This is a genomic window from Bacillus sp. SRB_331 (assembly GCF_003264175.1).
Lineage (GTDB): Bacteria > Bacillota > Bacilli > Bacillales > Bacillaceae_G > Bacillus_A > Bacillus_A mycoides.
The window spans coordinates 78566-104835 of record NZ_NADV01000052.1 but is presented as its reverse complement, the minus strand read 5'-3'; the positions used below and the strand labels follow the sequence as shown (position 1 = coordinate 104835).

The 26270-nt window shown below is 33.2% G+C and carries 36 protein-coding genes; 11 read left to right on the top strand and 25 right to left on the bottom strand.

What is annotated here, in order from left to right:
• Nucleotides 1-2 precede the first annotated feature (2 nt).
• The gene (gene coaW, locus B5P42_RS28775; RefSeq protein WP_016101207.1) at nt 3-824 is read left to right on the top strand and encodes a type II pantothenate kinase; all 822 of its coding nucleotides are present in this window, start codon (nt 3-5) and stop codon (nt 822-824) included.
• A 24-nt stretch (nt 825-848) separates the two neighbouring features.
• Here coaW and B5P42_RS28770 read toward each other — a convergent pair whose 3' ends face one another.
• From B5P42_RS28770 to B5P42_RS28745, 6 genes are all read right to left on the bottom strand, one after another.
• Nucleotides 849-1349 carry a 2'-5' RNA ligase family protein gene (locus tag B5P42_RS28770; RefSeq protein ID WP_113735866.1) on the bottom strand — a complete coding sequence of 167 codons (501 nt, stop codon included), beginning with the start codon at nt 1347-1349 and terminating at the stop codon, nt 849-851.
• A 117-nt stretch (nt 1350-1466) separates the two neighbouring features.
• Entirely contained in the window at nt 1467-1940 is a 474-nt protein-coding gene (locus B5P42_RS28765) for a CcdC family protein (RefSeq protein WP_113735865.1), read from the bottom strand.
• A 32-nt stretch (nt 1941-1972) separates the two neighbouring features.
• On the bottom strand, nt 1973-2644 hold the full coding sequence (locus tag B5P42_RS28760; RefSeq protein WP_181458845.1) for a DUF4052 family protein: 672 nt from the start codon (nt 2642-2644) through the stop codon (nt 1973-1975).
• Nucleotides 2641-3513 (bottom strand): ABC transporter ATP-binding protein, encoded by an 873-nt coding sequence (locus B5P42_RS28755; protein ID WP_113735863.1) that lies wholly within the window; start codon nt 3511-3513, stop codon nt 2641-2643. Before B5P42_RS28755 ends, B5P42_RS28760 begins: the two co-directional genes overlap by 4 nt.
• Nucleotides 3510-3890: a GntR family transcriptional regulator gene (locus B5P42_RS28750; RefSeq protein WP_000805181.1), complete on the bottom strand. Its 381-nt coding sequence runs from the start codon at nt 3888-3890 to the stop codon at nt 3510-3512. Before B5P42_RS28750 ends, B5P42_RS28755 begins: the two co-directional genes overlap by 4 nt.
• Nucleotides 3891-4060: 170 nt before the next feature.
• Complete coding sequence (locus B5P42_RS28745) at nt 4061-4654, bottom strand: DUF4825 domain-containing protein (RefSeq protein ID WP_113735862.1); 594 nt, start codon at nt 4652-4654, stop codon at nt 4061-4063.
• A 441-nt stretch (nt 4655-5095) separates the two neighbouring features.
• Here B5P42_RS28745 and B5P42_RS28740 point away from each other — a divergent pair, with 441 nt between their 5' ends.
• The 7 genes from B5P42_RS28740 to B5P42_RS28710 are packed head-to-tail and all read left to right on the top strand — an operon-like array spanning nt 5096 to nt 6254.
• Nucleotides 5096-5236: a YrzI family small protein gene (locus tag B5P42_RS28740; protein WP_000156202.1), complete on the top strand. Its 141-nt coding sequence runs from the start codon at nt 5096-5098 to the stop codon at nt 5234-5236.
• A gap of 27 nt (nt 5237-5263) precedes the next feature.
• Nucleotides 5264-5407 (top strand): YrzI family small protein, encoded by a 144-nt coding sequence (locus B5P42_RS28735; protein WP_113735861.1) that lies wholly within the window; start codon nt 5264-5266, stop codon nt 5405-5407.
• Nucleotides 5408-5435: 28 nt separating this feature from the next.
• Entirely contained in the window at nt 5436-5579 is a 144-nt protein-coding gene (locus B5P42_RS28730) for a YrzI family small protein (protein WP_113735860.1), read from the top strand.
• A gap of 26 nt (nt 5580-5605) precedes the next feature.
• Nucleotides 5606-5749, top strand: coding sequence for a YrzI family small protein (locus B5P42_RS28725; protein WP_002120145.1), 144 nt, complete (start codon nt 5606-5608; stop codon nt 5747-5749).
• Nucleotides 5750-5775: 26 nt separating this feature from the next.
• The gene (locus tag B5P42_RS28720) at nt 5776-5919 is read left to right on the top strand and encodes a YrzI family small protein (protein WP_002120145.1); all 144 of its coding nucleotides are present in this window, start codon (nt 5776-5778) and stop codon (nt 5917-5919) included.
• Between the two features lie 26 nt (nt 5920-5945).
• Nucleotides 5946-6086, top strand: a complete 141-nt coding sequence (locus tag B5P42_RS28715; protein ID WP_000672237.1) for a YrzI family small protein — start codon at nt 5946-5948, stop codon at nt 6084-6086.
• A 27-nt stretch (nt 6087-6113) separates the two neighbouring features.
• Nucleotides 6114-6254, top strand: a complete 141-nt coding sequence (locus tag B5P42_RS28710; protein WP_113735859.1) for a YrzI family small protein — start codon at nt 6114-6116, stop codon at nt 6252-6254.
• 388 nt (nt 6255-6642) lie between these two features.
• On the opposite strand, the gene B5P42_RS28705 is transcribed toward B5P42_RS28710, so the two are convergent.
• On the bottom strand, nt 6643-7728 hold the full coding sequence (locus tag B5P42_RS28705; protein WP_044438278.1) for an AI-2E family transporter: 1086 nt from the start codon (nt 7726-7728) through the stop codon (nt 6643-6645).
• A 149-nt stretch (nt 7729-7877) separates the two neighbouring features.
• On the opposite strand from B5P42_RS28705, the gene B5P42_RS28700 reads away from it, so the two are divergent.
• Nucleotides 7878-8699, top strand: a complete 822-nt coding sequence (locus tag B5P42_RS28700; protein WP_000189680.1) for an HNH endonuclease — start codon at nt 7878-7880, stop codon at nt 8697-8699.
• A gap of 228 nt (nt 8700-8927) precedes the next feature.
• Here the strand turns inward: B5P42_RS28700 and B5P42_RS32305 are convergent, their stop codons facing one another.
• The 15 genes from B5P42_RS32305 to B5P42_RS28630 all read right to left on the bottom strand — a co-directional run bounded on the left by B5P42_RS32305 (nt 8928) and on the right by B5P42_RS28630 (nt 20125).
• Nucleotides 8928-9020 carry a putative holin-like toxin gene (locus B5P42_RS32305; RefSeq protein ID WP_001289318.1) on the bottom strand — a complete coding sequence of 31 codons (93 nt, stop codon included), beginning with the start codon at nt 9018-9020 and terminating at the stop codon, nt 8928-8930.
• Nucleotides 9021-9160: 140 nt separating this feature from the next.
• A complete protein-coding gene (locus B5P42_RS28695) occupies nt 9161-9688 on the bottom strand; it encodes a ribonuclease FAU-1 family protein (protein WP_002013419.1) in 528 nt (175 codons plus the stop codon).
• Nucleotides 9689-9919: 231 nt separating this feature from the next.
• Complete coding sequence (locus tag B5P42_RS28690; protein WP_113735858.1) at nt 9920-10969, bottom strand: hypothetical protein; 1050 nt, start codon at nt 10967-10969, stop codon at nt 9920-9922.
• A gap of 12 nt (nt 10970-10981) precedes the next feature.
• Nucleotides 10982-11455, bottom strand: a complete 474-nt coding sequence (locus B5P42_RS28685; RefSeq protein ID WP_113735857.1) for a tetratricopeptide repeat protein — start codon at nt 11453-11455, stop codon at nt 10982-10984.
• Between the two features lie 173 nt (nt 11456-11628).
• Nucleotides 11629-12324 (bottom strand): phosphopantothenoylcysteine decarboxylase domain-containing protein, encoded by a 696-nt coding sequence (locus tag B5P42_RS28680; RefSeq protein ID WP_113735856.1) that lies wholly within the window; start codon nt 12322-12324, stop codon nt 11629-11631.
• Nucleotides 12325-12336: 12 nt separating this feature from the next.
• Nucleotides 12337-13137, bottom strand: a complete 801-nt coding sequence (locus B5P42_RS28675; RefSeq protein WP_181458846.1) for an AAC(3) family N-acetyltransferase — start codon at nt 13135-13137, stop codon at nt 12337-12339.
• A 187-nt stretch (nt 13138-13324) separates the two neighbouring features.
• Nucleotides 13325-14572, bottom strand: coding sequence for a glutathionylspermidine synthase family protein (locus B5P42_RS28670; RefSeq protein ID WP_113735854.1), 1248 nt, complete (start codon nt 14570-14572; stop codon nt 13325-13327).
• 20 nt (nt 14573-14592) lie between these two features.
• Nucleotides 14593-15201, bottom strand: a complete 609-nt coding sequence (locus tag B5P42_RS28665; protein ID WP_113735853.1) for a hypothetical protein — start codon at nt 15199-15201, stop codon at nt 14593-14595.
• Nucleotides 15202-15300: 99 nt separating this feature from the next.
• Nucleotides 15301-15726: a GNAT family N-acetyltransferase gene (locus B5P42_RS28660; protein WP_113735875.1), complete on the bottom strand. Its 426-nt coding sequence runs from the start codon at nt 15724-15726 to the stop codon at nt 15301-15303.
• 61 nt (nt 15727-15787) lie between these two features.
• Nucleotides 15788-16726, bottom strand: coding sequence for a DMT family transporter (locus tag B5P42_RS28655; protein WP_113735852.1), 939 nt, complete (start codon nt 16724-16726; stop codon nt 15788-15790).
• A gap of 86 nt (nt 16727-16812) precedes the next feature.
• Nucleotides 16813-17313: a GNAT family N-acetyltransferase gene (locus B5P42_RS28650; protein ID WP_113735851.1), complete on the bottom strand. Its 501-nt coding sequence runs from the start codon at nt 17311-17313 to the stop codon at nt 16813-16815.
• 32 nt (nt 17314-17345) lie between these two features.
• Nucleotides 17346-17891, bottom strand: coding sequence for a GNAT family N-acetyltransferase (locus B5P42_RS28645; protein ID WP_113735850.1), 546 nt, complete (start codon nt 17889-17891; stop codon nt 17346-17348).
• 15 nt (nt 17892-17906) lie between these two features.
• Entirely contained in the window at nt 17907-18608 is a 702-nt protein-coding gene (locus B5P42_RS28640; RefSeq protein ID WP_113735849.1) for a nucleotidyltransferase domain-containing protein, read from the bottom strand.
• Between the two features lie 16 nt (nt 18609-18624).
• On the bottom strand, nt 18625-19308 hold the full coding sequence (locus B5P42_RS28635; RefSeq protein WP_113735848.1) for a DNA alkylation repair protein: 684 nt from the start codon (nt 19306-19308) through the stop codon (nt 18625-18627).
• A gap of 148 nt (nt 19309-19456) precedes the next feature.
• The gene (locus B5P42_RS28630) at nt 19457-20125 is read right to left on the bottom strand and encodes a hypothetical protein (protein ID WP_113735847.1); all 669 of its coding nucleotides are present in this window, start codon (nt 20123-20125) and stop codon (nt 19457-19459) included.
• 218 nt (nt 20126-20343) lie between these two features.
• Between B5P42_RS28630 and B5P42_RS28625 the strand changes: the two genes are divergently transcribed.
• Nucleotides 20344-21171 carry a peptidoglycan-N-acetylglucosamine deacetylase gene (locus tag B5P42_RS28625; RefSeq protein ID WP_113735846.1) on the top strand — a complete coding sequence of 276 codons (828 nt, stop codon included), beginning with the start codon at nt 20344-20346 and terminating at the stop codon, nt 21169-21171.
• A 44-nt stretch (nt 21172-21215) separates the two neighbouring features.
• Here B5P42_RS28625 and B5P42_RS28620 read toward each other — a convergent pair whose 3' ends face one another.
• Both B5P42_RS28620 and B5P42_RS28615 read right to left on the bottom strand, forming a co-directional pair.
• On the bottom strand, nt 21216-21641 hold the full coding sequence (locus tag B5P42_RS28620; protein WP_113735845.1) for a WapI family immunity protein: 426 nt from the start codon (nt 21639-21641) through the stop codon (nt 21216-21218).
• Between the two features lie 108 nt (nt 21642-21749).
• Nucleotides 21750-22295: a TetR/AcrR family transcriptional regulator gene (locus B5P42_RS28615; protein WP_113735844.1), complete on the bottom strand. Its 546-nt coding sequence runs from the start codon at nt 22293-22295 to the stop codon at nt 21750-21752.
• 173 nt (nt 22296-22468) lie between these two features.
• Here B5P42_RS28615 and B5P42_RS28610 point away from each other — a divergent pair, with 173 nt between their 5' ends.
• The gene (locus B5P42_RS28610; RefSeq protein ID WP_113735843.1) at nt 22469-23917 is read left to right on the top strand and encodes a DHA2 family efflux MFS transporter permease subunit; all 1449 of its coding nucleotides are present in this window, start codon (nt 22469-22471) and stop codon (nt 23915-23917) included.
• A gap of 47 nt (nt 23918-23964) precedes the next feature.
• Here the strand turns inward: B5P42_RS28610 and ltaS are convergent, their stop codons facing one another.
• Nucleotides 23965-25938 carry a lipoteichoic acid synthase gene (gene ltaS / locus B5P42_RS28605; protein WP_113735842.1) on the bottom strand — a complete coding sequence of 658 codons (1974 nt, stop codon included), beginning with the start codon at nt 25936-25938 and terminating at the stop codon, nt 23965-23967.
• Nucleotides 25939-26270: the final 332 nt, after the last annotated feature.

The window sequence follows — 26270 nt, the reverse complement described above, 5'->3', positions numbered from 1 at the left end:
AAATGCGGAATGTTGTTGGTATTGATGCTGGGGGAACATTAACAAAAATTGCTTACTTTAACGAAATGAACAAATTAGTTTTTGAAAAATTTTATTCATATGAACAAGAAAGAATTAAAGAATGGCTTCATAATAATAATTCAATTACACAATTATGCATTACAGGTGGTAAAGCTACACAGTTAGAACAACTCCTTTCAAGTTCATATAAAATAGTAGAATTAAACGAGTTTGAAGCTACTTTAGCAGGAGTACGATACATACTAAAAGAAGAAAAACGTGCTATAAACAGCTTTGTATTAACAAATATCGGTACAGGTACTTCCATTCACTATGTTCACGACAAGCAATATGTTCGCGCTGGTGGAACTGGAGTTGGCGGTGGTACTATTATGGGTCTTTCAAAACTATTAACAAATATAGATCATTTTGAAGACGTGATTCCGCTTACGAAAATTGGTTCAAGAAACAGTCTAGATATTACAGTTGGAGATATTTATGGTGGGATTCTCTCCCCTCTTGATAATAACTTAACTGCTAGCAATTTCGGAAAAGCGACCATTACAGACTCAAATTATAGTAGTTCAGATATACTAGCTACCGTTCAAGGACTTGTCGGTGAAGTCGTCACAGCATTAAGTCTTCAATTCGCCGAAGCAAAAAATATTGACCATATCATTTACATCGGTTCTACTCTATGTAATAACGTACATCTTCAAAATATTATTAGTAGCTATACAGAATATCAAAACAAAATACCAGTCTTTTTACAAGACGGCGGTTATAGTGGTGCAATTGGTGCTTTACTTCATAGTTCGAAATAAAAAAGCTGACTTTTGTCAGCTTTTTTACAATGGTACTTCAAATTCAATAATTGATTCTCCATTCTTTCCAATTCGCTCCACGCTAATTCTATCAATTACACAATTTAACTTCTCATGAAAACTAGGAATATCCTTTACTACTTTAGTTGCTAACTCAGGGCTACTTTCTCTTCCGACTGTTACATGCGGTATGTACGGAATGTCTCTTTTCAAAAATCGTAATAAGGGGCCTGTATACAATTTATCATGTAGTTTTTCTATTTGTTCTTTTCCTTGCTCAATTTCTAAAAATAAATAGTCTCCTATACTAGTTACACCACTTGCAAACTTAATCTCAATTGTACCTATCCCTTTTGCCAGATTCGAAATATGCGATTTCAATTCATCATTTGAAATATTACCTTCAAAAGGAAATACAATTGTTATGTGGGGAGGAATTAAACCAAATAAAGGATCGTGTATTTCTCGAATACTTTCTATCTCATCAGTAGACATGTTATTTAGAAAAAGTAAAATTGTACGCATTTTTATATCCCCCACTCTCCTCAATTTTTTATATTTATCATATTGCATGGTAGCTTGCACTTCAACAAGTTATTTCACTTACATAGAAAAATAAAAAACTTCTCAAATGAGAAGTTTTCATATAGCATGATTATTATTTTCCCGCCAAACTTTCCTGAATTTTATATAACAAGCAATTCTCCACGGAATAATATACGATACTGCAACTACGTAAAATAATAAACCTATTGTTTGCTGATCTAAGTCAACAATATATTGTCTTGAACCATATCTTAAAATAACAATTCCGATAAAAGTAATTAAAAAGGCAGCACTTTTTTTCGTATAAATGTTTCCGTCTTCTCTTCGCTCATAGTTTGTTAGAAATATAAGTGGGATTGCGAAAATCACCCCAATGGATGCTGCTATAGTCACTTGTAATATAGCTGGATGTACTGGACCAAAAAACAATAAAATACCTGGTGTTAAAAATAGTAATGGCCACAAAATACGTTTTCCCTTTATCGGTTTATACATAGAGCGGTAGCGACGCCAAAATATTAACAGTGCTACGCATAAAAAGACGGTTATTAGTGAAGAAGTATCTCCCATACAGTCTTCCTTCTCTCTTAAAGTAATTGTATTTAAATCGTATCTTCAAACGAAACTTTACGAATAAACAGGGCACTAATTACAATATATATTAAAATAAGTACTATCGAAACTGATATAAAATTAGGTATTTCTAGTAACACTTTACTATCAATAAACACCAATTCTTTTATCCCTATCCCAGCATACATTGTACTCGCCAATCCGAATAAAAATATCACACTAAAGGCAAATCCTAACCAATTAAATCTTTTCTGAAAAATAGTTGTTAATTGGAATAAACAAGCTAATGTACTATAAAATACGAACTGTGCAAAGAATAGTTCAATTGTATGTGTTCCTAAATTTGCATGTTCTGTTTCATAAAATGTACCTTGTAAAAATAAAACTTGAAGACATGAAAAAAATGCTGATTGCAATAAAATAAAACATACTGAGCCAATAAAAAATTGCAACCTAGTAACACCAAATGAGACAACTGTAGGAAAAATATCAAGTTGAATAAGAAACACACTTACTACAATAAACATCACAATTGCAATTGATGAATTATTGAAGATATCATGTAAAAATGCTACCTTTATCCCCTTTAAATCAGTTGCAGTCATTGTACATTTTATAAGAAATGCTACTATCCAAAAGATAAAAACGGCCTTATAATGATATTTTATATGTAACTTCAATTGTTTTAAAAGCATTGTCATTCCCCCTCTTTATCTGTTATATAAATAAATAGTTTTTGTAGTGTTACCCTGGACATTTCTAACCCTTCCGTTTCAATCAACTGATAATCTTTAGTAGAAAGTTTTTCCCATATGGTAGAAATCTCTTTATTTCCATAAAACTCTCGTTTTATAACATTTTTTTCTATTGAAAATTTTGTAACCTTATCTTTATGCCCTGAAATAATATGCCCCTGTTGTAATAAATCTTCCACCGATGATTGAACAACTAGTCTTCCTTCTTTTATGATAATTACATCTTCAATAACATGGGTTACTTCTTCTACTAAATGTGTTGATAATATAATTGTTCGAGGATACTCACCGTAATCTTCTAATAGTAAACTATAAAATAACTCACGATGTGCTGCGTCTAAACCAGTAGTTGGTTCATCAAAAATTGTAATTGGTGCCCTACTTGCTAATCCTTGAATAATTCCTACGACTGTTTGCATGCCATGTGATAGCTTATGGTATTTCTCTGTCATATTAAGCTGAAATTTATCTGCAAGTTCTTTAGCATACTTTCCATCCCAATTTTTATAAAACATGCTACACATCTTAAAGATTTCTTTTACTTTATAACTTAAATGAGCTTCTTCTTTCACTCTAACGAAACAAATATTTTGCATCGCTTTACTATTTTCAAAAACATTTTCACCAAATACAGCTACGCTTCCACTACTTGAAATAATTTGACCAGCAAGTATGTTTAATAATGTCGTTTTCCCCGCTCCGTTTCTTCCAAGCAAACCATATATTTTATGTTCTTCCAATGAAATAGTTACTTCGTTAACAGCTAATTTCTTTTTATATTTTTTAGACAAGTTTTTCGTTTCAAGTGCAATCATCCCTCTTTCCCCTCCTTCGTAATTTTGTGTATCATGTCCATCAATTCGTCTTTTGATATTTCTAGTACTTTTGCTTCTTCCCACACTTTAGGTAAATACTCGGTCATAAAAACATGCTGTCTTTTTTTTAGTACGACTTCTTTTGCTCCCTTTGTAACAAACATCCCGATCCCTCTCTTTTTATATAAAATCCCCTCATCTACTAGTAGATTTACTCCTTTTGCAGCTGTAGCCGGGTTAATTTGTAACATCTTCGCAAATTGATTTGTCGACGGAACTTGTTCTTCTTCAAGTAATATGTCTTTTAAAATATCAGATTCAATTGTTTCTGCAATTTGTATGTATATTAACTTATTTTGTTCTAGAGTAGGTTTCACGATTTCACCACCTTAGGTTCATAGGTTCATTACTTATGTAATTAACCATAGCACAACGTTATATTTTTTCCCATAATTTTCATCAAAAAAAAGAATCATTCGATACTGAATGACTCCCTTTAAAAAATGTCCGTATTTTCAATCGTAAAATAACCACATCTTCCTCCATATCACTTAGATTCCCGCACAGGATGTTCATTAAAAAATTGCTTTCGAAAATCTTTATTATTAACTAGCTTTTCTATTTTTTCTTGATTACCGTAAAAGAAATTCATTAAGATTCCCTTATTCCATATAAGATCATCCTTTGGCAAATCATTAAATTCTTTATACAGTATGGGTAAAAGTTCTTCTCTTTTTAATGCAAAACTTTGATTTTCAATCTGAAACTCATACCCTTTCGCATTCGGTACTAAAACTGCAAGATAAATAGCATTAAAGAGTAAATTCTTCTTCATCGTATCCTTCCCATCAAACCAATACGTCTCAATCATTTCTTCTGTAAGATTTCCATTCTCTTTTGCACCATATTCCACTTTAATATTTTCATTTTCTAAATTTAAACTTTGAACTGTTTCACCACCAGGTAAGTTTGTAACAATCGCAATAACGTCGGAATTATTTCCAACGTATGTCCCCGTATATTTTTTAAAAGCCCCAGGTTCAATATGTGCTATTTCTTTTATTTGCTCCCCATTAGAACAAGCAGTAACAACTAATAAAATTGTTAGCATAACACCTGCTATTCTATTCATATACTTCATTAGACACCCCCACGTTCTATTTATTATCCAATCCATACAATGTATCCTTTAAAAAGCCCTTTTAAATATACGCATTTTAATCAAAATTAAAAATTTTCACTTTTTATGTTTACAATTATCCATTAATTGTATATAATTACTAACGTAAGAAAAATATTCTAAAAGGAGGTCGAAGGAAATGATGAAATTACAATTACATGCTTTAACTTTAGCGTTAACTGCATCTGTGTTTTTCGGACAATTAAATATGAATTCGACCACCCTAATGGAGAATTAAAAATCGTACTTTATTTCTTTTAATTCATAAATTCGCCACAGGAGGTCGTATACTTTCCTGTGGCTTTTTCACGCCCAGCCATAGGAAAACGATATCTTCCTGTGGCTTTTTTGTGCGATTTTTTAGTCTCATACATTATTTTTTAAAGAAAGGAGCAACATTCGATGACTATTAGCGTATTGTTTTTAAGTATTACGATTCAAAGAAATACACTTTCCAAAGCTGAAATTCTTCATAATGAGCAAATTACAAAAGCTATGAATGATGTTAAGGAGCGCCAAGTGCTTTATTGCGATCACCTGTAATTCCTTTTCGAAAGGAGGAATTCGTCTATGACTTTTCATATTTTCTTTTTTACGACAGCACTTCAGAAAAAAACGTTATCTGAAGCTGAAATCTTTCGTAAACAACAATTAAAACAAACTATGGATAAAATAACGGACATTAAAAATTCGTATTATACACAAATGTACTAAAAATATTTTTAAAAGGGGCAATATCCTAATGAAATTCAAAGCTTTCTTTTTAACTATCACCATTAAAAAACGTAAATCTTCAAAAGCTGAAATCTTACGTGAACAACAAATTAAAATTATTATGGACGAAGTAAAAGAGCGTCAGTCCTCTTATTACAATCGCCTTTACTAAATAAATTATAAAGGGGTAATTTCCTAATGAAATTTAAGGCTTTCTTTTTAACGATTACCATTCAAAAACGCAAACTTTCAAGAGATGAAATTTCACGTGAACAACAAATTAAAAACATTATGGATGATGTGAAAGAGCGCCAGTCCTCTTATTACAATCGTCTTTACTAAATACATTATAAAGGGGTAATTTCCTAATGAAATTTAAAGCTTTCTTTTTAACGATTACCATTCAAAAGCGTAAACTTTCAAGAGATGAAATTTCACGTGAACAACAAATTAAAAACATTATGGATGATGTGAAAGAGCGCCAGTCCTCTTATTACAATCGTCTTTACTAAATACATTATAAAGGGGTAAAAATCCAATGAAATTCAGAGTATTATTTTTAACGATTACCATTCAAAAAAATAAACTGTCTGAGTCTGATATGCTTCATGACCGACAAATTGAGCAGGCTATGTACAACGTAAAAGAACGACAAAGTCATTATTGTAGTCACCTGTAATTCCTATTCGAAAGGAGGAATTCATGTATGAGGTTTCACATTTTCTTTTTAACCATTACGATTCAAAAAGAAACTATATCTGCAAATGAAGTAAAACAAGAGGAACAGTATAAAAAGATTATAGATGAAATTCGTGATCGTAGAAGCAAGTACTACACTCACCTATAATTGTTTGAACTTATATTAGAAATGAAAGGAGTCGATTATGATGTTAATAACGCGGTGTAAAGAAATGATTTGGATAGTTCAGAGGGATTCCACATAGTTTATAAAGTGAAACTTTAATCAGTGGGGGTTTTGTTCATCCCCCACTGATTATTAGCTCTCACCAATCGGGCGTTTACGCGCAGTTGATCTCCCACCTAACTTCTTTTTTTCTTCACCTGAATTTTGAGGTGGGAGTTTTACTGCCCACAAATAGCGGGATAAAGTTTATTTAACAAAAATTCACCGCCTGATTTGATGTGTAAAAATATATAATAATATGTATTTCATACACTAAAAAAATAAAAGATACACCCCTTTTTATTAAGCGGTGTATCTTTCTCAACATATTCTATTTCCGTTTACTTCGTTTCGTCTTAAATAATCTCACTAAGTTCGAAACAACTGTTTTTGTTACCGCATAAGCTGGTACTGCTAAAATCATTCCGATAATTCCCGCGAAATTACCTACCCCTAAAATAAGGATGATAATTGTCAACGGATGGATATTTAATTTTGAACTCATAATACGCGGTGAAATGATGTTACTTTCAAACTGTTGTACGATTGTTACTATAATAATTACGTACAGAGCTTGCATCGGAGATACGAACAGACCTATAATGACAGCTGGTGCTGCTCCGATAAATGGACCTAAGTTCGGAATTATATTTGTAAATGCTGCGATAATTCCTAAAACGAAAGCATACGGTAAACCGATGATTAAATAACCAGTAAATGTAAAGGCACCAATAAACATACAAACGAGCGCTTGACCTTGAATATATGCAGATAATGTTTCGTTCGTTTCCTTTATGATACGAAGTCCTTCTTCACGGTAAGACTCTGGTAATACACTAACAGCTTTTCCTGGAAATGCATGTCCATCTTTAAACATATAAAATAAAATGAACGGTACTGTAAAGATAACTAACGCCACGTTCGTGATAATACCAAATAAAGCCGTTGCACTCGACGTAATTGTGTTTGGTATACCCTTTAAGTATTCAATCGCATTTTTCTCAATTGTTTCAATGGAAACGTAGTTTTGTGTAGATAACCATTCAAATAACCTATGATGGGATAGATCTTGTATGTATACTTTTCCCTCTTTTATATAAGTCGGCATATTTTTCACTAAATCCATTAGCTGTTGTGAGATGGTTGGAACAACTACTCCAATAGCAACTCCAGTTAATGTGATGATAAAAAGATACAGTAGTAAAATCGCTAAACCTCTAGGTACTTTTTTATTCTCCAAAAAGACTAACAATGGGTTAAATATGAAGTATAAAAATAACGCGATTAAAATTGGGAAAAATAATGTTGATATGAAGATACCAATCGGTTGAAATAGAAACGATATTTTTGTGCAAATAAATATAATTCCTACAACCATCAGCACTTCTAATGTCCAAAAGTGCACTTTCGATTTCAAAAAAACGTCCTCCTTTAAACTAGCACTTCTCTTCATTGTACCAAATTAAACTTAGATTTCACATAATATTTTCCTTTACAATATTCCAAAATCCCATTAAATACACTACAATGAGATTACAGACAAATTTGCAGGTAAAGGTGATAAATATGACACAATGCATCATTTGCAGAAAAGATACGAAAGAACTTAGTGAACAATATGTCATTCCAGAGATATTATGTGGATATTATTTCATAAACTCAATTTGTGATTCATGTCATGAACATATGACAACAAATATTGATCGTCCTTTAATTAGACATAAATTAAGTCAATATAAGATTGAGCAAATGAAAAAACAAATCGATTCCCCTCTCTATACGAATGAACATGGTGAGGAGCTAGCAGCCGCTGAGACAGATGTAGTCGAAGTAAGTGATGAGATACTTTATTCCAATGCATTAATTATGAAACTATGTAAAAAGCACGATATTTCATTACATAATGAAATTTGGAAAGAAGAGCGCGTAACAAAAGTAGCTAGTTCTATTCAACGTGAATTGCTTTTAGATAACCGTAAATATAAAATGAGTGTATTAAAAATGGCTTATACTTTTGCTGTACAAACAATTGATGGCTACTTTGACGATCCAGATGCGATTGATATTTCTACCATTCTATTAAATGCCGATTTCATGGAATTAAAGGAAAAGAGTATCGTTCGTGACTTAAGCAAAAGCTCTTTATGGAATACATTAAATACAACGAGCGAAAACCATTACTTTATTTTACTTAGTGATAAAGACGGGCTATTCTGCTTCATTCGCCTATTTGATATTTTTGATGTTGTTGTTCATTTATCAGAAAAAAGATACAATCTTCCATCACCAATTGTCGGCGTAAATAATGTAGACAAAAAAGGATTTTTTGTGGAAAGTTTAAAACAGTATATGGATGGGCTATTTAAAGAAACTACACGTTCTATTTAATCCATATAGGAACATACGGTCTCCTTTCTTCATGAAAAGACACTGTGTTATAATGAGTGTGAAAAGAACAATACAATCACATAAAACAATTAAAACCTGTATATAAATAAAAAAGACTAGTGTGCGGCTACACACTAGTCCACGTAACTTAGCAGATTGGATTGTTCATTTATCCTATTTGTTTCGTACAAACACAACAACCCACATTCTATAGGCATAGGTGGGTTGTTATTTTTTGAGCTTGTCAATTAAGACGACAATAAACGTTAACAATGCAATGAGAAACAGTCCACCTTGCAATAACAACGCAATTTCACTCACTTATTATCACCCCCCTCCTACTTTGGAGAAGTGATAATTGAACAACCAACCTTACCATAAGTTACCTCTTAATTTTATCATATTTTTTAATTGTTTACGACGAAAACTCGCAAGCTAGTAAGCTGCGAGTTTTTTATTTTTCATGTAGAAAAAATCTCTTTCTGTTTAAATATAGTCTCCGTTTCTAAAATCATTTGAGGTAAGAAGACATGAATTGTATCCGTTAATACGTTAAGAGCTTCTTTCACATAACCATTTTCAAATTGATCTAATGACTCAGGTAATTCGACTTCATCTAATATGAAATACTCACCATTAGGAAGAACCATAATATCAATGATTAAATCTTCAAATGTTACTAACTCATTTCCTACATGTGTGTTTTTTATGATATTAAAATATGACCCTAAATAATGCCCAGCATCATCTCTCCATATGTATAGGTTATACGGACGATCTTCCCAATAATATGCGGTTGTATAACTACCTTTAGGAATAGTTAATTTTATTTCGTTTGCTGTCATAGTAAAAGGGTACTGTACCTCATGAAATAGTACGATTCTCTTCGGTTGTGCTTCTACTAATAAACAAACGTGATCTACAGTTGTAGAATCATAACGTATTTTTCTTTCTATAATTTCAATCCTTGATGTACGTAAACAATTCATTTTTTAGTTACCCCTTTTATCATATAGTCCGTTTTTAATTATATCCTTTACGCTCCTGATTAAGAAAGTATACCATATACCGTATTCCGCATCATAAAAACTCCTTCTATAATGGAAGGAGTTAATGAACTACTACTATTTTATTAACCACAATTCATATATGGTCTTTTATTTTTTTCAATACAAACTCCATATACACCAAACGCACGGTGATACTTTAGCATTTTACTCCTATTTCAACTTCTCCATAACCGCAGCATAAAATTCCCGTTCATTATCAACATTTAAATGGACACGACTTACTGTTTTAGAAAATCCATATAACAACTGCGCTTTAATTGGCTCTTTTAACGTTATTTCAAAAGTTGGAGGTTCCTTTATAAATTCCATAACAGTTGCGTCAAGAACCTCTTTTTCTTCTTCTTTCTTTAAAGGTTCGCCTTTATAAAACGCAATGTTATCAATTTGTGTAAATGATATAACGATTTTCTTTCCTAATCCAATTTGAATAATCACTTTTTCTTCCGCAACGATAATTGGATTTTTACGCATTGCTTGGATTTCGGCTAAAAAATAAAACATCGCATATATGTTCAAGATGAGTAAAATCCAAGCTATAACTGGATTCCATTGATGAAGTAAATAATGAAAACCGATACTTTCAATTAATGTTGCATGAATAATCATGATATAAACACCTATTGCACCGGTCTTTTTATGATATGAATATATGAATTCATTTTCTAGTACTTTTACACGCCACGATAAAAAAGCATAATAGAGTAATTTACACTCTGTTAGAATGATATTTACTGTCTTACTTCTCTTCATATTAGCATCAAACGCTGCATCAATCGCATAAGAAAATGAAGAATACCCACTTCTATATTCTTTATATCGTTTTATTATTTTAGGAAGTACTCTTATAATTTTATATATAAGAAACAGTTCAAAACATACGAACACAATTTCTCCAGCAACTATTACATACGAAACAAATGAAAAAGCTTGTAAATAATCACTAGGAATTATAAATCTTGCGAATATGTATCCAGCAATTACGACAGGAAAGATGTACGTTAACGAATATCTCTTTCGGATAATTAGAAAATATGTAATAACCGGAATTACAAACAGAAAATCCAATAATGAACCGAGCGCTACTTCCTCTGGTACAGCTGGTGTAATCGGAAGAGAATATACTAAATAATTCGACAACATAATTACAGCTACGAGCCCTATCCACACACCTTTTCGCCTTCGTGAAATTGAAGAATTCATTCCTTCTCTCCTTTATTTAAAGACCTCATTTAAATTATCTTTATAAAATGAGATAGCACGTTCAAATTCTTTTACCTCATCTATTTTTACGACCGTTTCAAGCAATAATTTCATCGCTTCTTCATGATTTTTCACATTGTATTTTGCTAGTGATAAAAACACTTTCATCACATCATTTTCCGGGAACTTCTTTATCCCTGCTTCTAATACAGTAATCGCTTTATCATATTCCCCTATACAACGATACGTACTGCCAAGACCGATATACGCACCGCGAAGGGATTCACCATCAAGTCCGTTCGCAATTGCCTGTTCATAATACGGAACCGCCTCCATTTCAAGACCCATGGCATCATGTATCCAAGCGCATTGATATAGCACTTCTGCATCCCTCGTAAAGTTTGTTAGTCCAATTAGTATATCTCTTGATTGCGCATATTTCTTTTCATTTCTAAGTTTAATAGCTTGCTTTAATAAATGTTCCATAGGATCCACTCCTCACAAATTGTTCATTATGTATATATCATGTATTACACATTTACGAGCAGCTAATGGCCTATTCTATTGATTCAATTTAATAATTAGTGAGGGATACGTTCCCCCACTAATTTAATATTAACTCCATTATATACTATGCGACTACAGCTCTTTCTAAAAGCTTAAATTTCCATAGCAGTAATAAGATTGCATAAATGCTCTAACATATTGACAATTTCTTTTGCAGTTTCATCTTTCCCATTACATAACTTCACAGTACCATCTTGTCCAATAACGTGATGCACAGCCCCGCGAGAATATAAAGAATGCGGTGAGTTCGCTACCATTACACTTGCTTTTGCATCTTCCATCCTTTTGCTTGCTCTTTCAATAAGTTCTGCTTCATTTACATCACTTTCAAGTTTAAAGCCGACGAGTATCGTTTCTGGATCCCAATTCTTTATTTGTTTTAATACTTTTGGTGCTTTTTGAAAATGAATAATCGGTGCGATATCACTTGAAATCTTTCCGTTCATATTAAGAACAGTTCCATCTTGGTCACAAATCTTTTCGACAACCCAATCTGAACCAGCAGCAGCCATAATAACTGCATCTACTTTTTCATGTGTGATAATACTTTTCATCTTATCTTGTAAATCAATAATCCCCTCAAATGGGTGCAATTCTAATTGGTTATTTACATCACTTGGCTTCTCCGCAAAATAACCGTGTAAATATATAACATGTGCTCCTTTTGCCATAAGCTCTTCCGCCATAATTCTCCCAATCGTACCTTTTGCTAAATTTGTATGTCCGCGTACTTGATCCCATTTTTCTAGGCAGCCACCACTCGTAATTAATATCTTTTTCCCCTTCATCATAACCATCCCTTACTGATTTTTCGTACGAAACCACTCTACACCAAAATCAACTACATCACGTTGCTTCATAAAGCGGCACGTTGCATTTCCTATCTTCCCAAGAGTAACAGTTCCTTTCCGTTCGAACTCTACTCCAATTTCTACAAACGTATCAGACTCGTAGTCCATTTCAACAAACTCTTTCCATACTCTTACACCATTTTCTATAATAGGTGCACCTACTTTTATTAATTCCCGTGCACCTGTACGTACTTCAGATAGGTGCATAGACGTATTGGAATCATATCCGACTCCAATTAATAATATGTATCCATTTAAATCATATATTTTTCTTAATGGTGATTCTTCTCCCAAGCTCATTGATAGCGAGTGATTCATTGTAATTTCCTCTGCATGTTTCCCCCATGCGGCAAAACTTCCTAGCGGATGATTGCTGCGCGATACATTCGGATATGTACGAAAACACTCAACTATTTTCCCCATTGCCCTTGTTGGTGTTGTATTTGGGTTGAATGCCGGAACGCTATCTCTAATAACTTGCCACCATTCTTCTGGTACAGGTGGTCTTCCCCAATGTTTCGGATCGGATAAATCCGAAGATTGTGTTGGCATAATTATTGTTCCCTCTTCCGTAACAACCTTCATTAATGCCTCTACTACGGCCACCGACCCACCGGATATCCAACCGAGAGAACTTAATGATGAATGAACAATAATTGTCATTCCTTTTTCTACTCCTAATGCTTTTAAATCGTTTGTAATTGTTTCAATTGTATTTGGAAATTGTGTACTCGCCACTATTTCATTCATTTTCACGATGGTTCCCCCATTTTGCTTTAAACTAATACATAAATATATTATCATATTTTTCTTAATTTTTAACATAATCATTTAGATTACTATACACCTACACTCTTAATTTAAACTTTATACTCATATGAAAGAGCCCCTCACAAATGATGGGCTCTTTGTTAATTACTTTTTAATTCAACTGTTGCTACCCTTCAATCGTAACCCCAGTAAACATTGATAAATTCCCGGTTATTCTTTCTCCTACTCGTAAAAACAGTCCTGCTGCTCTTCCGCTAATACAATGAGAACCGATAAGAAGTTTACCAGTATACGGTCCATCCCATGTATCAATTGTATAATCAGGCATATCTACGTATTGCTGATATATTTTTCGTTGTTCAAAATAATACTCTGTTTGATCTTCAGCTAATAGTTCATCATTTTCGTATATAGATACTCCTCCACCTTCACGGCCATATAAAGGTTTAGAAACATATGATTCATTTCTTTCTAAAAATGGCTTATTTGTAAAATATGTTGGTAGGAAGTATTTATTAATAATATTACGCTCTTCTTCTTCAAAGAAAACCACTTCTTCATAAAGCTTCCAAATTAATGCGAGTACACTTTTGTTTTGCATAACAAAAGCAGCCGGTGGATTGATAATTCGCACTCTTCCTTGCGCTATATGATTTAAAAATTGCAGACCAATTCTTTTTCCATTTTTATCAATATCTGAAACTAAATATTCAATTGGATACAGTCGATATAAATAATGGATTCGCTCACCACTTGGCGTATATATACCATCATCTGCAACGACGATATCTTGTATGCCAACATATTCCGTGGACTGATCTAAGCAATAACTTCTTAAAAATTGAACTGTTTGATGATCTTCATCATGCCAATCGTAGCTTGTAAAATAAATCGTTTCGTCAGGACTTATTTTGTAATCATGTTTAATTTGTTCCCATGCCTGCACAATATGCTCCTCAATGTGATTCGGATGATTCACATCGTGATAACGGCACAACACTTCATTTGCGACAGACGGTTCTAAATAACCTGTTGGTGTATCACAATTTGCTTCTATTAATTTAATATCATCACCATTTACGATAAAGTCAAACCTTGTAAAATATGAAAATAAACCAGTATGTTTCATTCTCGCAATTTCCCACGTTTCAGGCGGGAATCCAAGTTTTTGAAAATCTTCAGTCGTATTTACAATATATTGATACGTTCTATATAACACATACATAATTTCTTCCGTCGCTTTAGAAATTGCAGTATATGTACGTACTGGCATCCGGTACATACCAGTTGCCATATATTGATTCCATTCTTCATTCTCTAAAAGACTTGGCCACGTAAATCCATTTCTACTAGCCTCTTCTGCAAGAGAAAACCATACTTTCATATACGCTTCCTGTTCTTGTTCTGTATACATTTCTCCATTATCCTTTCAAATTAGGATCCAGCTGGTGCTTTTGCGTTTCCAATTCCACTTGAACCAGAATTCACTTTCGGCGTTTGCGTAGTAGATGATTTTGACGTGTTTGAATCTGTTGTTACTTTATTTGAACTATTCGGTTGTTCTTTATTTAAATCTACTTTTTTTGAAGAATCATTGTTGCTACTAGTTCCGCCGTAATACCCACCACCACCGCTGCCACCAGTTCTCCGTTCATCTTTTTCACGGTATGGAATAATATTATTTGCATATGGTTTCTTTATAAGATTTGGTTTCGCATTACTATACATATTCGACGTCTTACTTGCTAGTAAATAGCCAGCAACGAACGGAAGTATTGGCAGATGGGAGCTCTCATTATTAAATGAAGCAGGTGAATTATTATCTCTGCATAATTCTTCTTTTTCTATATTTTCTATCGTTGGCGCTTTATCATCACAATTTAATGCTTCTTGTTTGCTTTCTTGCTTCGTACCATCTGTTTTTACCGCACTACTTTCTTTTTGTGCGCTCTCTTCATCATTATCAGCACATCCTGTTAATAAAAAAGATGACACTCCTATTGAAGCTGCAATTTTCACAAATTTGCTTTTATCCATTCTCATGTGTTATACACCTAATTTCTTGTTTATCTATATTTTACCAATTACCTTTATTATATAATGTAATCATCATTTTTTTCAAACTAAACTAAATATGTAAAATTACATATTTCGCATACTTTTAAACTGTTCATTCTCGAGATAGCAATGAAATCTTTCCACCCCCGGATATTTTTCTCCCAGACTTTTAATCTTAAACCTACACTTTTTATAAAATTCGACTGCCTCTTCGTCTGTCTCTGCCTCTATATATGTCAACTCATACTTCCTAATTATTTCTCTTATCATTTGAAGTGCAATTCCTTGATGACGATATATTTCATCAACAGCTATGTGACACATTCTCGCTCTATTTGTATCAATTAATACAATACCTATGCACCCCATATTCCCATATTTATATAGTACTGCATGATCGTTTTCATACAATAAAACTGCTTTAATTAAGCTTACTTCACTCGGACCGGTCGCATACTTTAATACCCTCTTAATTGGATCTATTTCTAAATGCTCTACACGCTGTAACATCATACTTCCATATCCTTTCTATGAAAAAAGATTAGCTCTTTATGAAAAAGAGCTAATCTTTTTACGCCGTTATTTTTTCCGCTTTTTTTACAACTACAGCTACATAACTATGCAATATCATGCCGACAATAACGAGACTCATTCCAACCCAAGATAATGATGACGGAATTGGGGCAGATAGCCAGATGAGCTCTCCTACTAATGCAAATAAAACTTCACCAGACTGTGTCGCTTCAACGGTTGCTAGTTTTTGCGGATCGTCTTTTACAAGATCTGTCGCAAAGAAAAATAATACTGTCGCAATTAATCCAGAACTAATTGCTACGATAAAACATTGGATAACTTGGCTACTTGACGGTAATCCGTTAGTAGCTACTTCGTAACCAGATAGTAAAAACCAAAATGGTAAACTTGCTAATGTCATACCGAGAACTCGTTGGAAGACATCTAATTCGCCCTTACATACTTGCATCATCTTTCTATTTCCAAGTGGATACGCAAACGCTGCAATGAGTACAGGAACTACACATAAAACGGTTTCACGAATCCCTAAAGAAGAAGCGTGTTCTACTTGCATGAGAACAACACCGAATAAAATAATGCCTGACATTACTAATTCCTTCATTGGAAGTTTTTTATGTAATGGGTCAACCGCGAAAAATGGTGTTAACAAAATCCCTGCAACTATCGTAATTTGCCAAGTTGAAGCGACAAGCCACCCGGGCCCAAACGCACCTGCGAAACTAAGCGGTGCATAAAAGAGACCAAATCCAACAATACTCCATAACAACCATTCTTTCGGATTTTTTTTCATGTATTGAAAGAGTTGTTTTAAATTCCCTCTATACATGACAATTAGTAATAGCATGGGAACCATAAAGTAATACCGTAATGATGCACTCCAAATCCAACTTCCGCCTTCTAAGTCCATCGATCGGTTTAACACAAAGGTAAAGGCAAAGAAAAACGATGCCAATATCCCTATTGCAATAGCTTTCATCGTAAAACCCCTTGTATAATTTTTCTTCTACTATATAACACAATGAATATAATTAAAATTCTTAATTTTCATTATACATGTAGTCTTTAAAGAAACAACACCATATATTCATCATCACTATACACACCATTTATCTTTATAGCTCTTTTTTCAATTCCATAAGTTTTAAAGCCCATTGATTCGTATAATTTTTTTGCTGGTTCGTTTGTGGATACAACACCTAAGTTCAATTGCTCTAGTTCTATTACTCTCGCTCTTTGAATTGCATTTGCAATTAACTCACGTGCCAGTCCGTTACGTCTGTTTTGTGCATCTACATACATTGCAACAATATGTCCTTTATGTTTATACGCCTGCTTCTCTTCCGTTAATAAAGTAACAACTCCAATTAATTGATTTTCTTCATTAAAAGCACCAAATGTACAACTACTATTAGATGATAAATTACTAGCAACTCGCTCAAGAGGATTCTCCTGGCTCACCGCTTCTTCATAAGTTGTTATAAATGCCTCTGGATTTACTTGCAATGCCTGTAAACGTAACTCCCAATATTGCTCCGCATCTACTTTAGAAAGTAATCGAATCATTTTCCCTACCCCTTTAAGTTTACATAATATTTTTATAGACTATTAAATAAAGATTGATATTCTTCTCTTAACATACTATAACGATAGCGATGTATGAACTTACCTTGACGTAATCGATCATTTCTCATTAGTCCTTCGCAAACAAATCCAGCTTTTTCATAACTCTTTCTAGCTTGTAAATTATCTTCGTCTACTCGTAGCCAAGTTTTTTCTAATTCGAATTCAGAAAAGCCAATTTGTAACATACTGTATAGAGCTGCCATTCCATACCCTTTACCCCAATATTCTTTATTTCCAATTGCAATTCCTAGTTCAGCATTTTTATTTGTATTATCAAAGTTTTTTAGGTCTATCCATCCAATGTGTATACCTTCCTTTGTAACGATAGCTCGTTGTTCATAACCATTCTCTCGACTTATACACATTTCAATCCACCTTCTCGTATCTTCACGAGTGAACGGTGGATATTGATCTGGTACAACTAAATGCTTTGTTACTTCTGTATCTAATGACCATTTATATCGATCTTCTACATCGTCTTGTGTCAATTCTCTTAATTGAACGAATGGTACATTCATTTTGCTATCCCCTTTTCATTTCCCGATAGAAAACCCTTCAAAAACTCTTCCTCCATACTGCTCTAACGTATTTTCTATAAAACTAATTAATTCATTTTTCTTCTCTGTTTTATAAAAATGATCAAAAGCCGCTACAAAATGTTCTGCATATTGCTCGTCATACCTTCTTAACACTCTAATAAACCATTTTGAATTTCCAAGCCATTGGCCATTTATCCTTAAAACATATTCATGTACTAAATCAGCTAATAAATTCGCGATGAACAATTCCTCTTCTCTCTTTGTTGCACCAATGAAGTCATCCAAAGTATCCGTAATAAAATAACGCTTCTGCTTCATCGTTTCTTCTGTCCATTTTTTTGGTCCTTTATTTAATAAATCATTCGCTTCTCTTTTGAGTATTTCTACAATTTCATCTTTTCCTTTTAGCACAATACCTTCTGAAACTAATTGAGGTAATGAAGGTCGCCCGCGCTCACAATCACTTTTAAAGAAGGTTTTATACGTTTCAAAATTATGTACAAATACTTCAACAGGCCACCCATTACTATAGAAAGATTCTCTATAACAAGATGACAAACTTTGGTCGAATATTACAATATCAAGGTCAGATGTTTTCGTAGCCTCTCCTCTAGCAACACTTCCCCCTAGTAAAGCAACATCACAATTCGGAAATTGTGATGTGATTATGCTTTGTGCCGCTTCAATTGGTTTCATAGCCTTTCCTCTTTTCTTATTTCACTTTCTTTTTTTCAGCTCTTTCTCTTGTCTTTTTCATATAGGATTCTGCATCTGGTGTTTTACATGACGTCGCACCATGATCAACTTCTACTTTTCCAATTTCGCGTGCAATTTCAATTGCTTGTTGTTCTAAAGCTTCATTTCGAATCCCTATCGCAATTAAAGCTCTATTCATCGCTTCTCTTTTTCGATTTTTTTCATTATGTATATGAACTTTAATCTCTTCTAAATACGGTAAGAAAAAGTCATCGTCTAACGTTTTATTTTTTATAGCGATATTCGCTAATAATGACCAACCTGCTCTTCCAATCCATTCATCATCAGACTTCGTCCATTCTTCCATTCTTTCTATCGCGATTGGCGACGTACATATAGCTGTCATAAGAACGTCCATTAAACAATAATAATCGACTTCTCCAACCCATTCATTTAGCTGATCTGACGTTAGTTTCTTCGGATCTAAAATCATTGTTGCTAAAGTCATTGCATCCATATTTTTCGTTTCCCATAATGAAATTGCTAAATCATGATCTTTTTTTATATTCTTTTTTAACAATTTTAAATTTGCAAAACTAACTCCGAATAGTGGCTCTTTCGCCCCATGGTTTTTATACGTTTTACGATTTTGCTCTGTTCCATATTCCTCTAGTTGCTGCATTACTTCTTCAAGTAACATATATCCACCTCTTTTATGTTTTATGTTGACTTCATATATGTATGTACGATATATTCTACATTACTTTTTGGTTTTCCTATATTTATTTTTTTAATACGGTATGTGAAATTTTTATTGATGTATTTTAAAACAACAAACATCCTCTTCCTTATTTTTCACACGGTTGTTCATTCACGCTCTGTATACAATACTCCTCTAACGCATTCAACGGGTTTATTATGTTCCTTCCTATTATATTTTCTACCCTTGTAGCAGCGTCTACCATAGATAATTGTGCAACTGAAAGCATTTCGTTTCTATCTTTCATAATTTCATATAAATACTTTTCTAATTTAGCATCATGCTCTTCTTTACGACCTTGCATAATTAACTCAAATATCCCTTCTATCACTTCTACTTTTACTTGTATGGATTTATTATTCTGCTGAGCGTATAGTCTTAAACGTTCCATCGTTCCTGAAACAGTACGGTTATTTGTAAATAGTATTGTCTGTGGCTCTTCAACCTGACAAATCATTTCAAAGAATGGTTCATCAATTTTCAATATAGGTATGTCTATTTTGAAATTCTCATCTAATAGCGTAATATAATCTGTACAAGTTAATAAAAGTGTATCTACATCACTTTTGGCTATATACTTTATAATATCTTTTAAATTATTTCGTGCTTGTTCTTTTTCAAAATCACAATCTTTTTTTAATATGCATGATAAGATGGGATCTACAAAATGGAGTATTTCGATTCCAAAAGATTGCAATGCTCGGTCAATGTATTCAATGTTTGAATGATGAGCATGTAAACAAGCTAGTTTTTCCATACTTATCCTTCCTTTCTAAAGCAAAAAACATGAATAAACCATTTTACATACAGTTCCATTCATTTAATTCTTGTTTCATTTTTTCAAACCTGCAAAACAGTGAAATCTTACATACTTTTTAACAAACTTTTTTGCGCTTGTAAAAAAGTTTTTTTGCATTTCCCCCTCTAAAATTGCTAATATAGTAGAGTAGAACTTTTATAGAGAGTAGGAAAATTATGCACAATGGAATTCGGATGACAACTTTAGTGAAAAGGGCTCTGTTGATTTGCGCTGGGGTATTATTTACATACGAAGCTGCTTACGGATCAACACATATCGCTCTAGCAAGTACAGAGGATGAAGCGAAATCTGTTCAACTTGTAAGTGAAATTCAAACGTCCCTTGCTCCGAAAGAAGCTCCAAAGCACTATAACGGGCAAGTTAGAAAAGTCGCTTACTTAACATTTGACGATGGTCCTGGAAAATACACAGCTGAGCTTTTAGATATGTTAAAGAGTGAAAATGCAAAAGCAACATTCTTCCTAATTGGTTCAAACGTAAAAGCTTTCCCTGATCTTGTAAAACGTGAAGATGCTGAAGGCCACTATGTTGGGATGCACAGTATGACTCATAACTACAAGAAGCTTTACACAGAAGGTCATTACGTTGATGAAATGAAAGAAGACCAAGGCTTAATCGCCGGCGTTCTAGGCAAATCACCAGTATTAACTCGTCCAGCTTACGGCTCAATGCCAGGGTTAAATGAAGCGCTTCGCAACAAAGCTGTTGAAAATGGTTTAAAAGTTTGGGATTGGACAATTGATTCATTAGACTGGAAATACAACAAAATGCCAGTAGACGCTGCATCTGCTAAAATCGTAGAAAACGTTCTACATGGTGCTACAAACCCAACAGAAGTTATCCTTATGCACGATATTCATCCACAATCAGTTAAAGCAGTACCTGGAATTATTAAAGGGCTGAAAGAAAGAGGATATGAATTAGAAAGCTATCATGAGAACGAACACTTCCCATTAAACTTCTGGCATGATAATCGTATTTAATAAAAAAGACTTGATTTCCTCTAGTAGGTTATCAAGTCTTTTTATTATCGTTTTGGAAATTTCTTTCGCTGCTCTTCAATAGAACGAAGAATATTCTCCCTATCATCTTGAGTGATACTGATAGAAAATTCGTACTCCTCTTCCTCACACCATGAAGGATTAAGTTCCAGCGATAAGCGAATAACAATATGAAACTCCCCTTCTTTTTCTCCCATAAATTCAAACGCTAAATTTGGTTCGATGAAATCTAGTTCGTTATATGTAGGGTTTGGTAAAGATTCAAACCATTTTATCATGTACTGTAAGTCGAAAGTTTGTAAAAATGGATCCATCGTTTCAAAAACTTTATTTTCTTCTGACAGTCTCGCTTTTACTCTTAACCAATTTCTATCACACTCGTCTTTTGCATCTGCATATTGGTAATTTACAACCTCTAAATGTAATGATATTTTTTCATTTTGAAAATTCATGAATATCCCCCTTCTATCTCTGGATCTTTTGTTTTATAAAGTTTTATTAATCCCGATACTTAAAATTATACTAATTGTTTTTTAATACGGATGAATGGTTTAAATTTATTACCCTTTGTACATAAAATAAATTTGATTTGCAATATAATCTGAACTAAAGTGAAGTCCATTCCTTATCCACCACATGATAATACCTACCAATGAAGCTGTTTTAATATCAACCGCAACATAATCATCTGGCAAATCCTTTTTCGTATTCTCTCTTCTCGTTTCTATTAACTCTTTTAAAAATAAAAATAGTTGCTCCTCAAATTGATTCGTTTTAAATAATATAAATAAATAATTTCGGTGGAGATATAAATAATCAAGTAATTGTGTTAGCTTTTGTTTTTCTGATAAATCTTTTGCATGCATTAAATCAACAATTTTATTAGACAGCTCATTTAAAATCTCATTCGTAATTTGTTCTAGTAAATCTTGAATATCTTGATAGTGTAAGTAAAATGTTGTTCGATTTAATCCTGCTTTTGTTGCGACTTTCTGAATCGTTAAACTTGAAATACTAGAATTCTCACATAAGAGTGAAATAACAGCATTTTTAAACATTTCTCTTGAACGAACTGTACGAGGATCTTCTTTTTTAGGTGTAGACATTTTGAAACTCCTTTATAGATTTTCTCTTTACTTTATCGACAGTGCATACCTTCTATGTCGAGTAGTGAACATTTTCAACAAAACTGTTCATGGTCAAAGAAAATTTATTTTGTTACCATTAATTTTATCGACACAATGTCGATAAATCAAGACAACAATGAAGGAGTTTACCAATGCAAAAGGAAATATCAGAAAGAAATAAAAAAATTATATTAATTGTGCTCATTTCCGGTTGTTTTTTATCAACATTAAATCAGACGCTATTAAATGTAGCGATGAGTAATTTAATGGAAGTATTTGATGTTACAGCTGCAACCGTACAATGGCTATCAACAGGCTTTATGCTCATAAATGGCGTTCTAGTGCCAATTACTGCATTTTTAATGAAACGATTTACAACAAGGCAGCTGTTTATTAGCTCAATGCTCTCCTTGTTAATTGGGACTGTTCTTTGTGCATGTGCCATGAATTTTGGCATTTTGTTAACAGGAAGAATGATTCAAGCAGTTGGGGCAGGAATTATTATGCCACTAATGATGACAGTTATTTTATATTTATACCCTAGTGAAAAGCGTGGCAGTATTATGGGAACCATCGGTTTCGCCATAATTTTTGCGCCAGCCATCGCTCCAACATTATCTGGCTTTATTATTGAATATGTATCATGGAGATGGTTATTTATTGGATTCGCTCCATTTGTATTAATCGTTATTATTCTCGCGCTAAAATATTTAATGAATGTCGCTGAGACAACAAAAGCAAAATTAGATATCGTAAGTGTCATTTTATCAACGATTGGCTTTGGTTGTATTATATTCGGATTTAGTAGTGCAGGAAGTAAAGGATGGGATCATCCAGTTGTTATTACTACAATTATCATCGGAATAATTGTTACAACTCTATTCTGTTTACGTCAAATAAAGTCTAGCGATCCACTATTAAATTTATCCGTATTTAAGTATAAAATTTTCACTCTTACATCAGTCATTAACGTACTCATTACGATGATTATGTATGCTGATTTAATTCTTTTACCGATTTACTTGCAAAACGGACGAGGTTTTACTGCTTTTGAATCAGGTTTACTTCTATTACCTGGAGCTGTAATTAATGCATTCTTATCACCTATAACGGGTAAAATGTTTGATAAATATGGGGCAAAACCACTCTTTATTATAGGTTTAATATGTATCATTATATCGATATGGGGTGTAATTGATTTGACCGAATCCACCACTTATATGTATTTAATGGTTCGTACCATTATTCTACGCATTGGACTAAGTTTCATTTCGATGCCTTTAAATACAGCAGGTTTAAACGCTTTACCAAGAGAACTGGGTTCACATGGTTCCGCAGTGAATAATACCGTACGTCAATTAGCAGGTGCTATAGGAACAGCAGTCATTATCACTGTGTATACAATTCAATCCACTTCACATACTTCACAGTTATCTAGTGAGAACGGAAGCATATCAGCTATGCAAGTAACGAAATTAGCTTCTATCTTCAGCTCAAGTGATGCCTACGTATTTATGTTAGTCTTTTCTTTTGTAGCACTTATATTTGCATGTTTTATGCCTAAAAAAGTAGCACTCCAAAAATCCGAAAGTAAATCTTAAAACAAAAAATCCTACTCGTTTTCTATACGAGTAGGATTTTTTATTATTTATTTCGTTTCCCCGTCTTCAGTCGTCTTCACCTTCGTTTTATCTTTATCACGATTGTTATAGTTATATTTAGAAGGTTCTACCGGTGTAAATCCTTCTGGTGTGTAGAATCGTAATAAGTCACCGTTAACAACTTGGTCGGAGTATTTTAGTGATTTTTGAACCATTTGTTCATTTTGTTTTATTTCATCTGTAAATTCTACTGGTTTCCCAGTCGCTGTATCATAGTATTTGCCGTTAAGTGCAGTAACTGTTGGGCTTACGTAGTTACCGTTACGGAACGGAACGACTTGTTTATGCTCTGGTGATAATAAATCTGATCCGAATTGGACATAATTTTTCGTATCTGTACCTAGTAAGTGTAATAACGTTGGAAGAACGTCAATTTCTCCGCCGTATTGATGTTGTACGCCGCCTTCCATTCCTGGTACGCGAATGATTAATGGTACACGTTGTAATTGAGCATTTTCAAATGCGTTCATTTCTTTACCCATTATTTGAGACATTGCTGCACTATGATTATCTGAAATACCGTAATGATCACCGTACATAACGATAATTGAGTTATCGTATAAACCAGATTGTTTCAAGTAATCAATGAATCCTTTTACAGATTCATCTAAATAGCGTGCTGTTTGGAAGTACGTATCTACTGATGAATCACCTGTTTTAGCTGGTTCAATCGTTGCTTCCGCTTTATCAATCGGATAAGGGAAATGGTTCGATAACGTAATGAACTTCGTATAGAACGGTTGTTTCAACGTTTGTAATAACGGAATTGATTCATTAAAGAACGGTTTATCTTTTAAGCCATAGTTTACTACATCTTTTTCATTCATATCGTAGTATGACGCATCAAAGAATTTATTAAAACCAAATGATTTATAAATTTCATCACGGTTCCAGAATGTTTTGTAGTTACCGTGGAACACTGCTGATGTGTATCCTTGTTGACCTAAAATAGCTGGTGCTGATTGATACGTGTTATGAGCTTTATTTGTAAAAACAGATCCTTGTGGTAATCCAAACATTGAGTTCTCTAACATGAACTCCGCATCAGATGTTTTACCCTGTCCTGTTTGATGGAAGAAGTTATCAAAGTATAACGTATTCGCATCTTTTGTAAATGAGTTTAAGAATGGTGTAACCTCTTGACCATTTAGTTTATAGTTTAGTAAAAAGTTTTGGAATGACTCTAAATGAATATAAATTACGTTCATTCCTTTTCCTTTACCGAAATACTCAGGATTTGGACTTGCATAAGTTGATGTAAGATAGTTTCTAACTTCTGTCATATTATCTCCATCCGCTAATGCTCGTTCTGTTGATGCTTTCGCACTTTGAATACCATCATAAATCGTAAAGTTGTACGCCCCTAAATATTTCACGATATAATTGCGGTCAAATGTTCTAGTTAATAACTCAGGACGGTCAGATTCTGCCAGACCTAAGTTAGCGCTAAAGAATAAAATACCTGCTACAAATACTAGAGATAATTTATGCTTCGCAACACGGATTGGTTTAGGATTTACAAATTTCGTTGCGACTAAAACAATTAAAATGATTGTATCTAAGAAATATAGTGGATCATATAAGTGTAGCAATGCAAAAATACTACCACCTAAATCTCCAAAGTTATTCGATTGTGTTAATGTCGGGAACGTAATAAAGTCGCTGAAAAAGCGATAATATACTACGTTTGCGTATAAAAGTATAGACATTAGCAAATTAATAATAATTAACCAAATGTAAGCTCGTTTCCCTTTTGCGAATAATGCGAGCCCTAAAAATAGAACTGCTGAGCTTAACGGGTTGAAAAACAGTAAGAACTTTTGGATTGTGTTCGATATCCCTAAATTAAATTCTGTCACATATGCGGCATATGTTTTTAACCAAAGTAAAATAACGGCAGATACGAAAAATCCAAAATGATTACTTAATACTCGTTTACTCTTCAATAAAAATTGTTGCATCTCTCCACCTCTTTTGATCATCCAAGGCTTATTTTATATAAGTCTGTCTCTCTATTCAATTTTTCTTCTTCAAATAGATTTTATTTGTTTAACTATATGAAGAATATTAGTAATTATAATTTGTAGCTTTTATTTATTCAACTATTTCTTTTTAAACATTTTGACCTTGGTTTCTATTTAACAAAACACATTTGTAACATTTCCTGTTTTCTCCCAGGGGCTCATCCACTAATTATGACTCCACAAACTATAATCCTTTATTTCCTCATTTGCAAACTAATCTATCTCCAATTTTGGTACATTCATGTAAACTACCCAATTTCATAAAATAA

Excerpts from the sequence above, each read along its gene's own strand:
- coaW (WP_016101207.1), top strand. The coding sequence starts at position 3 with ATGCGGAATGTTGTTGGTATTGATGCTGGGGGAACATTAACAAAAATT.
- B5P42_RS28770 (WP_113735866.1), bottom strand. The coding sequence starts at position 1,349 with ATGCGTACAATTTTACTTTTTCTAAATAACATGTCTACTGATGAGATA.
- B5P42_RS28765 (WP_113735865.1), bottom strand. The coding sequence starts at position 1,940 with ATGGGAGATACTTCTTCACTAATAACCGTCTTTTTATGCGTAGCACTG.
- B5P42_RS28760 (WP_181458845.1), bottom strand. The coding sequence starts at position 2,644 with ATGACAATGCTTTTAAAACAATTGAAGTTACATATAAAATATCATTAT.
- B5P42_RS28755 (WP_113735863.1), bottom strand. The coding sequence starts at position 3,513 with ATGATTGCACTTGAAACGAAAAACTTGTCTAAAAAATATAAAAAGAAA.
- B5P42_RS28745 (WP_113735862.1), bottom strand. The coding sequence starts at position 4,654 with ATGAAGTATATGAATAGAATAGCAGGTGTTATGCTAACAATTTTATTA.
- B5P42_RS28740 (WP_000156202.1), top strand. The coding sequence starts at position 5,096 with ATGACTATTAGCGTATTGTTTTTAAGTATTACGATTCAAAGAAATACA.
- B5P42_RS28735 (WP_113735861.1), top strand. The coding sequence starts at position 5,264 with ATGACTTTTCATATTTTCTTTTTTACGACAGCACTTCAGAAAAAAACG.
- B5P42_RS28730 (WP_113735860.1), top strand. The coding sequence starts at position 5,436 with ATGAAATTCAAAGCTTTCTTTTTAACTATCACCATTAAAAAACGTAAA.
- B5P42_RS28725 (WP_002120145.1), top strand. The coding sequence starts at position 5,606 with ATGAAATTTAAGGCTTTCTTTTTAACGATTACCATTCAAAAACGCAAA.
- B5P42_RS28720 (WP_002120145.1), top strand. The coding sequence starts at position 5,776 with ATGAAATTTAAAGCTTTCTTTTTAACGATTACCATTCAAAAGCGTAAA.
- B5P42_RS28715 (WP_000672237.1), top strand. The coding sequence starts at position 5,946 with ATGAAATTCAGAGTATTATTTTTAACGATTACCATTCAAAAAAATAAA.
- B5P42_RS28710 (WP_113735859.1), top strand. The coding sequence starts at position 6,114 with ATGAGGTTTCACATTTTCTTTTTAACCATTACGATTCAAAAAGAAACT.
- B5P42_RS28700 (WP_000189680.1), top strand. The coding sequence starts at position 7,878 with ATGACACAATGCATCATTTGCAGAAAAGATACGAAAGAACTTAGTGAA.
- B5P42_RS28695 (WP_002013419.1), bottom strand. The coding sequence starts at position 9,688 with ATGAATTGTTTACGTACATCAAGGATTGAAATTATAGAAAGAAAAATA.
- B5P42_RS28690 (WP_113735858.1), bottom strand. The coding sequence starts at position 10,969 with ATGAATTCTTCAATTTCACGAAGGCGAAAAGGTGTGTGGATAGGGCTC.
- B5P42_RS28685 (WP_113735857.1), bottom strand. The coding sequence starts at position 11,455 with ATGGAACATTTATTAAAGCAAGCTATTAAACTTAGAAATGAAAAGAAA.
- B5P42_RS28680 (WP_113735856.1), bottom strand. The coding sequence starts at position 12,324 with ATGAAGGGGAAAAAGATATTAATTACGAGTGGTGGCTGCCTAGAAAAA.
- B5P42_RS28675 (WP_181458846.1), bottom strand. The coding sequence starts at position 13,137 with ATGAATGAAATAGTGGCGAGTACACAATTTCCAAATACAATTGAAACA.
- B5P42_RS28670 (WP_113735854.1), bottom strand. The coding sequence starts at position 14,572 with ATGTATACAGAACAAGAACAGGAAGCGTATATGAAAGTATGGTTTTCT.
- B5P42_RS28665 (WP_113735853.1), bottom strand. The coding sequence starts at position 15,201 with ATGAGAATGGATAAAAGCAAATTTGTGAAAATTGCAGCTTCAATAGGA.
- B5P42_RS28660 (WP_113735875.1), bottom strand. The coding sequence starts at position 15,726 with ATGTTACAGCGTGTAGAGCATTTAGAAATAGATCCAATTAAGAGGGTA.
- B5P42_RS28655 (WP_113735852.1), bottom strand. The coding sequence starts at position 16,726 with ATGAAAGCTATTGCAATAGGGATATTGGCATCGTTTTTCTTTGCCTTT.
- B5P42_RS28650 (WP_113735851.1), bottom strand. The coding sequence starts at position 17,313 with ATGATTCGATTACTTTCTAAAGTAGATGCGGAGCAATATTGGGAGTTA.
- B5P42_RS28645 (WP_113735850.1), bottom strand. The coding sequence starts at position 17,891 with ATGAATGTACCATTCGTTCAATTAAGAGAATTGACACAAGACGATGTA.
- B5P42_RS28640 (WP_113735849.1), bottom strand. The coding sequence starts at position 18,608 with ATGAAACCAATTGAAGCGGCACAAAGCATAATCACATCACAATTTCCG.
- B5P42_RS28635 (WP_113735848.1), bottom strand. The coding sequence starts at position 19,308 with ATGTTACTTGAAGAAGTAATGCAGCAACTAGAGGAATATGGAACAGAG.
- B5P42_RS28630 (WP_113735847.1), bottom strand. The coding sequence starts at position 20,125 with ATGGAAAAACTAGCTTGTTTACATGCTCATCATTCAAACATTGAATAC.
- B5P42_RS28625 (WP_113735846.1), top strand. The coding sequence starts at position 20,344 with ATGCACAATGGAATTCGGATGACAACTTTAGTGAAAAGGGCTCTGTTG.
- B5P42_RS28620 (WP_113735845.1), bottom strand. The coding sequence starts at position 21,641 with ATGAATTTTCAAAATGAAAAAATATCATTACATTTAGAGGTTGTAAAT.
- B5P42_RS28615 (WP_113735844.1), bottom strand. The coding sequence starts at position 22,295 with ATGTCTACACCTAAAAAAGAAGATCCTCGTACAGTTCGTTCAAGAGAA.
- B5P42_RS28610 (WP_113735843.1), top strand. The coding sequence starts at position 22,469 with ATGCAAAAGGAAATATCAGAAAGAAATAAAAAAATTATATTAATTGTG.
- ltaS (WP_113735842.1), bottom strand. The coding sequence starts at position 25,938 with ATGCAACAATTTTTATTGAAGAGTAAACGAGTATTAAGTAATCATTTT.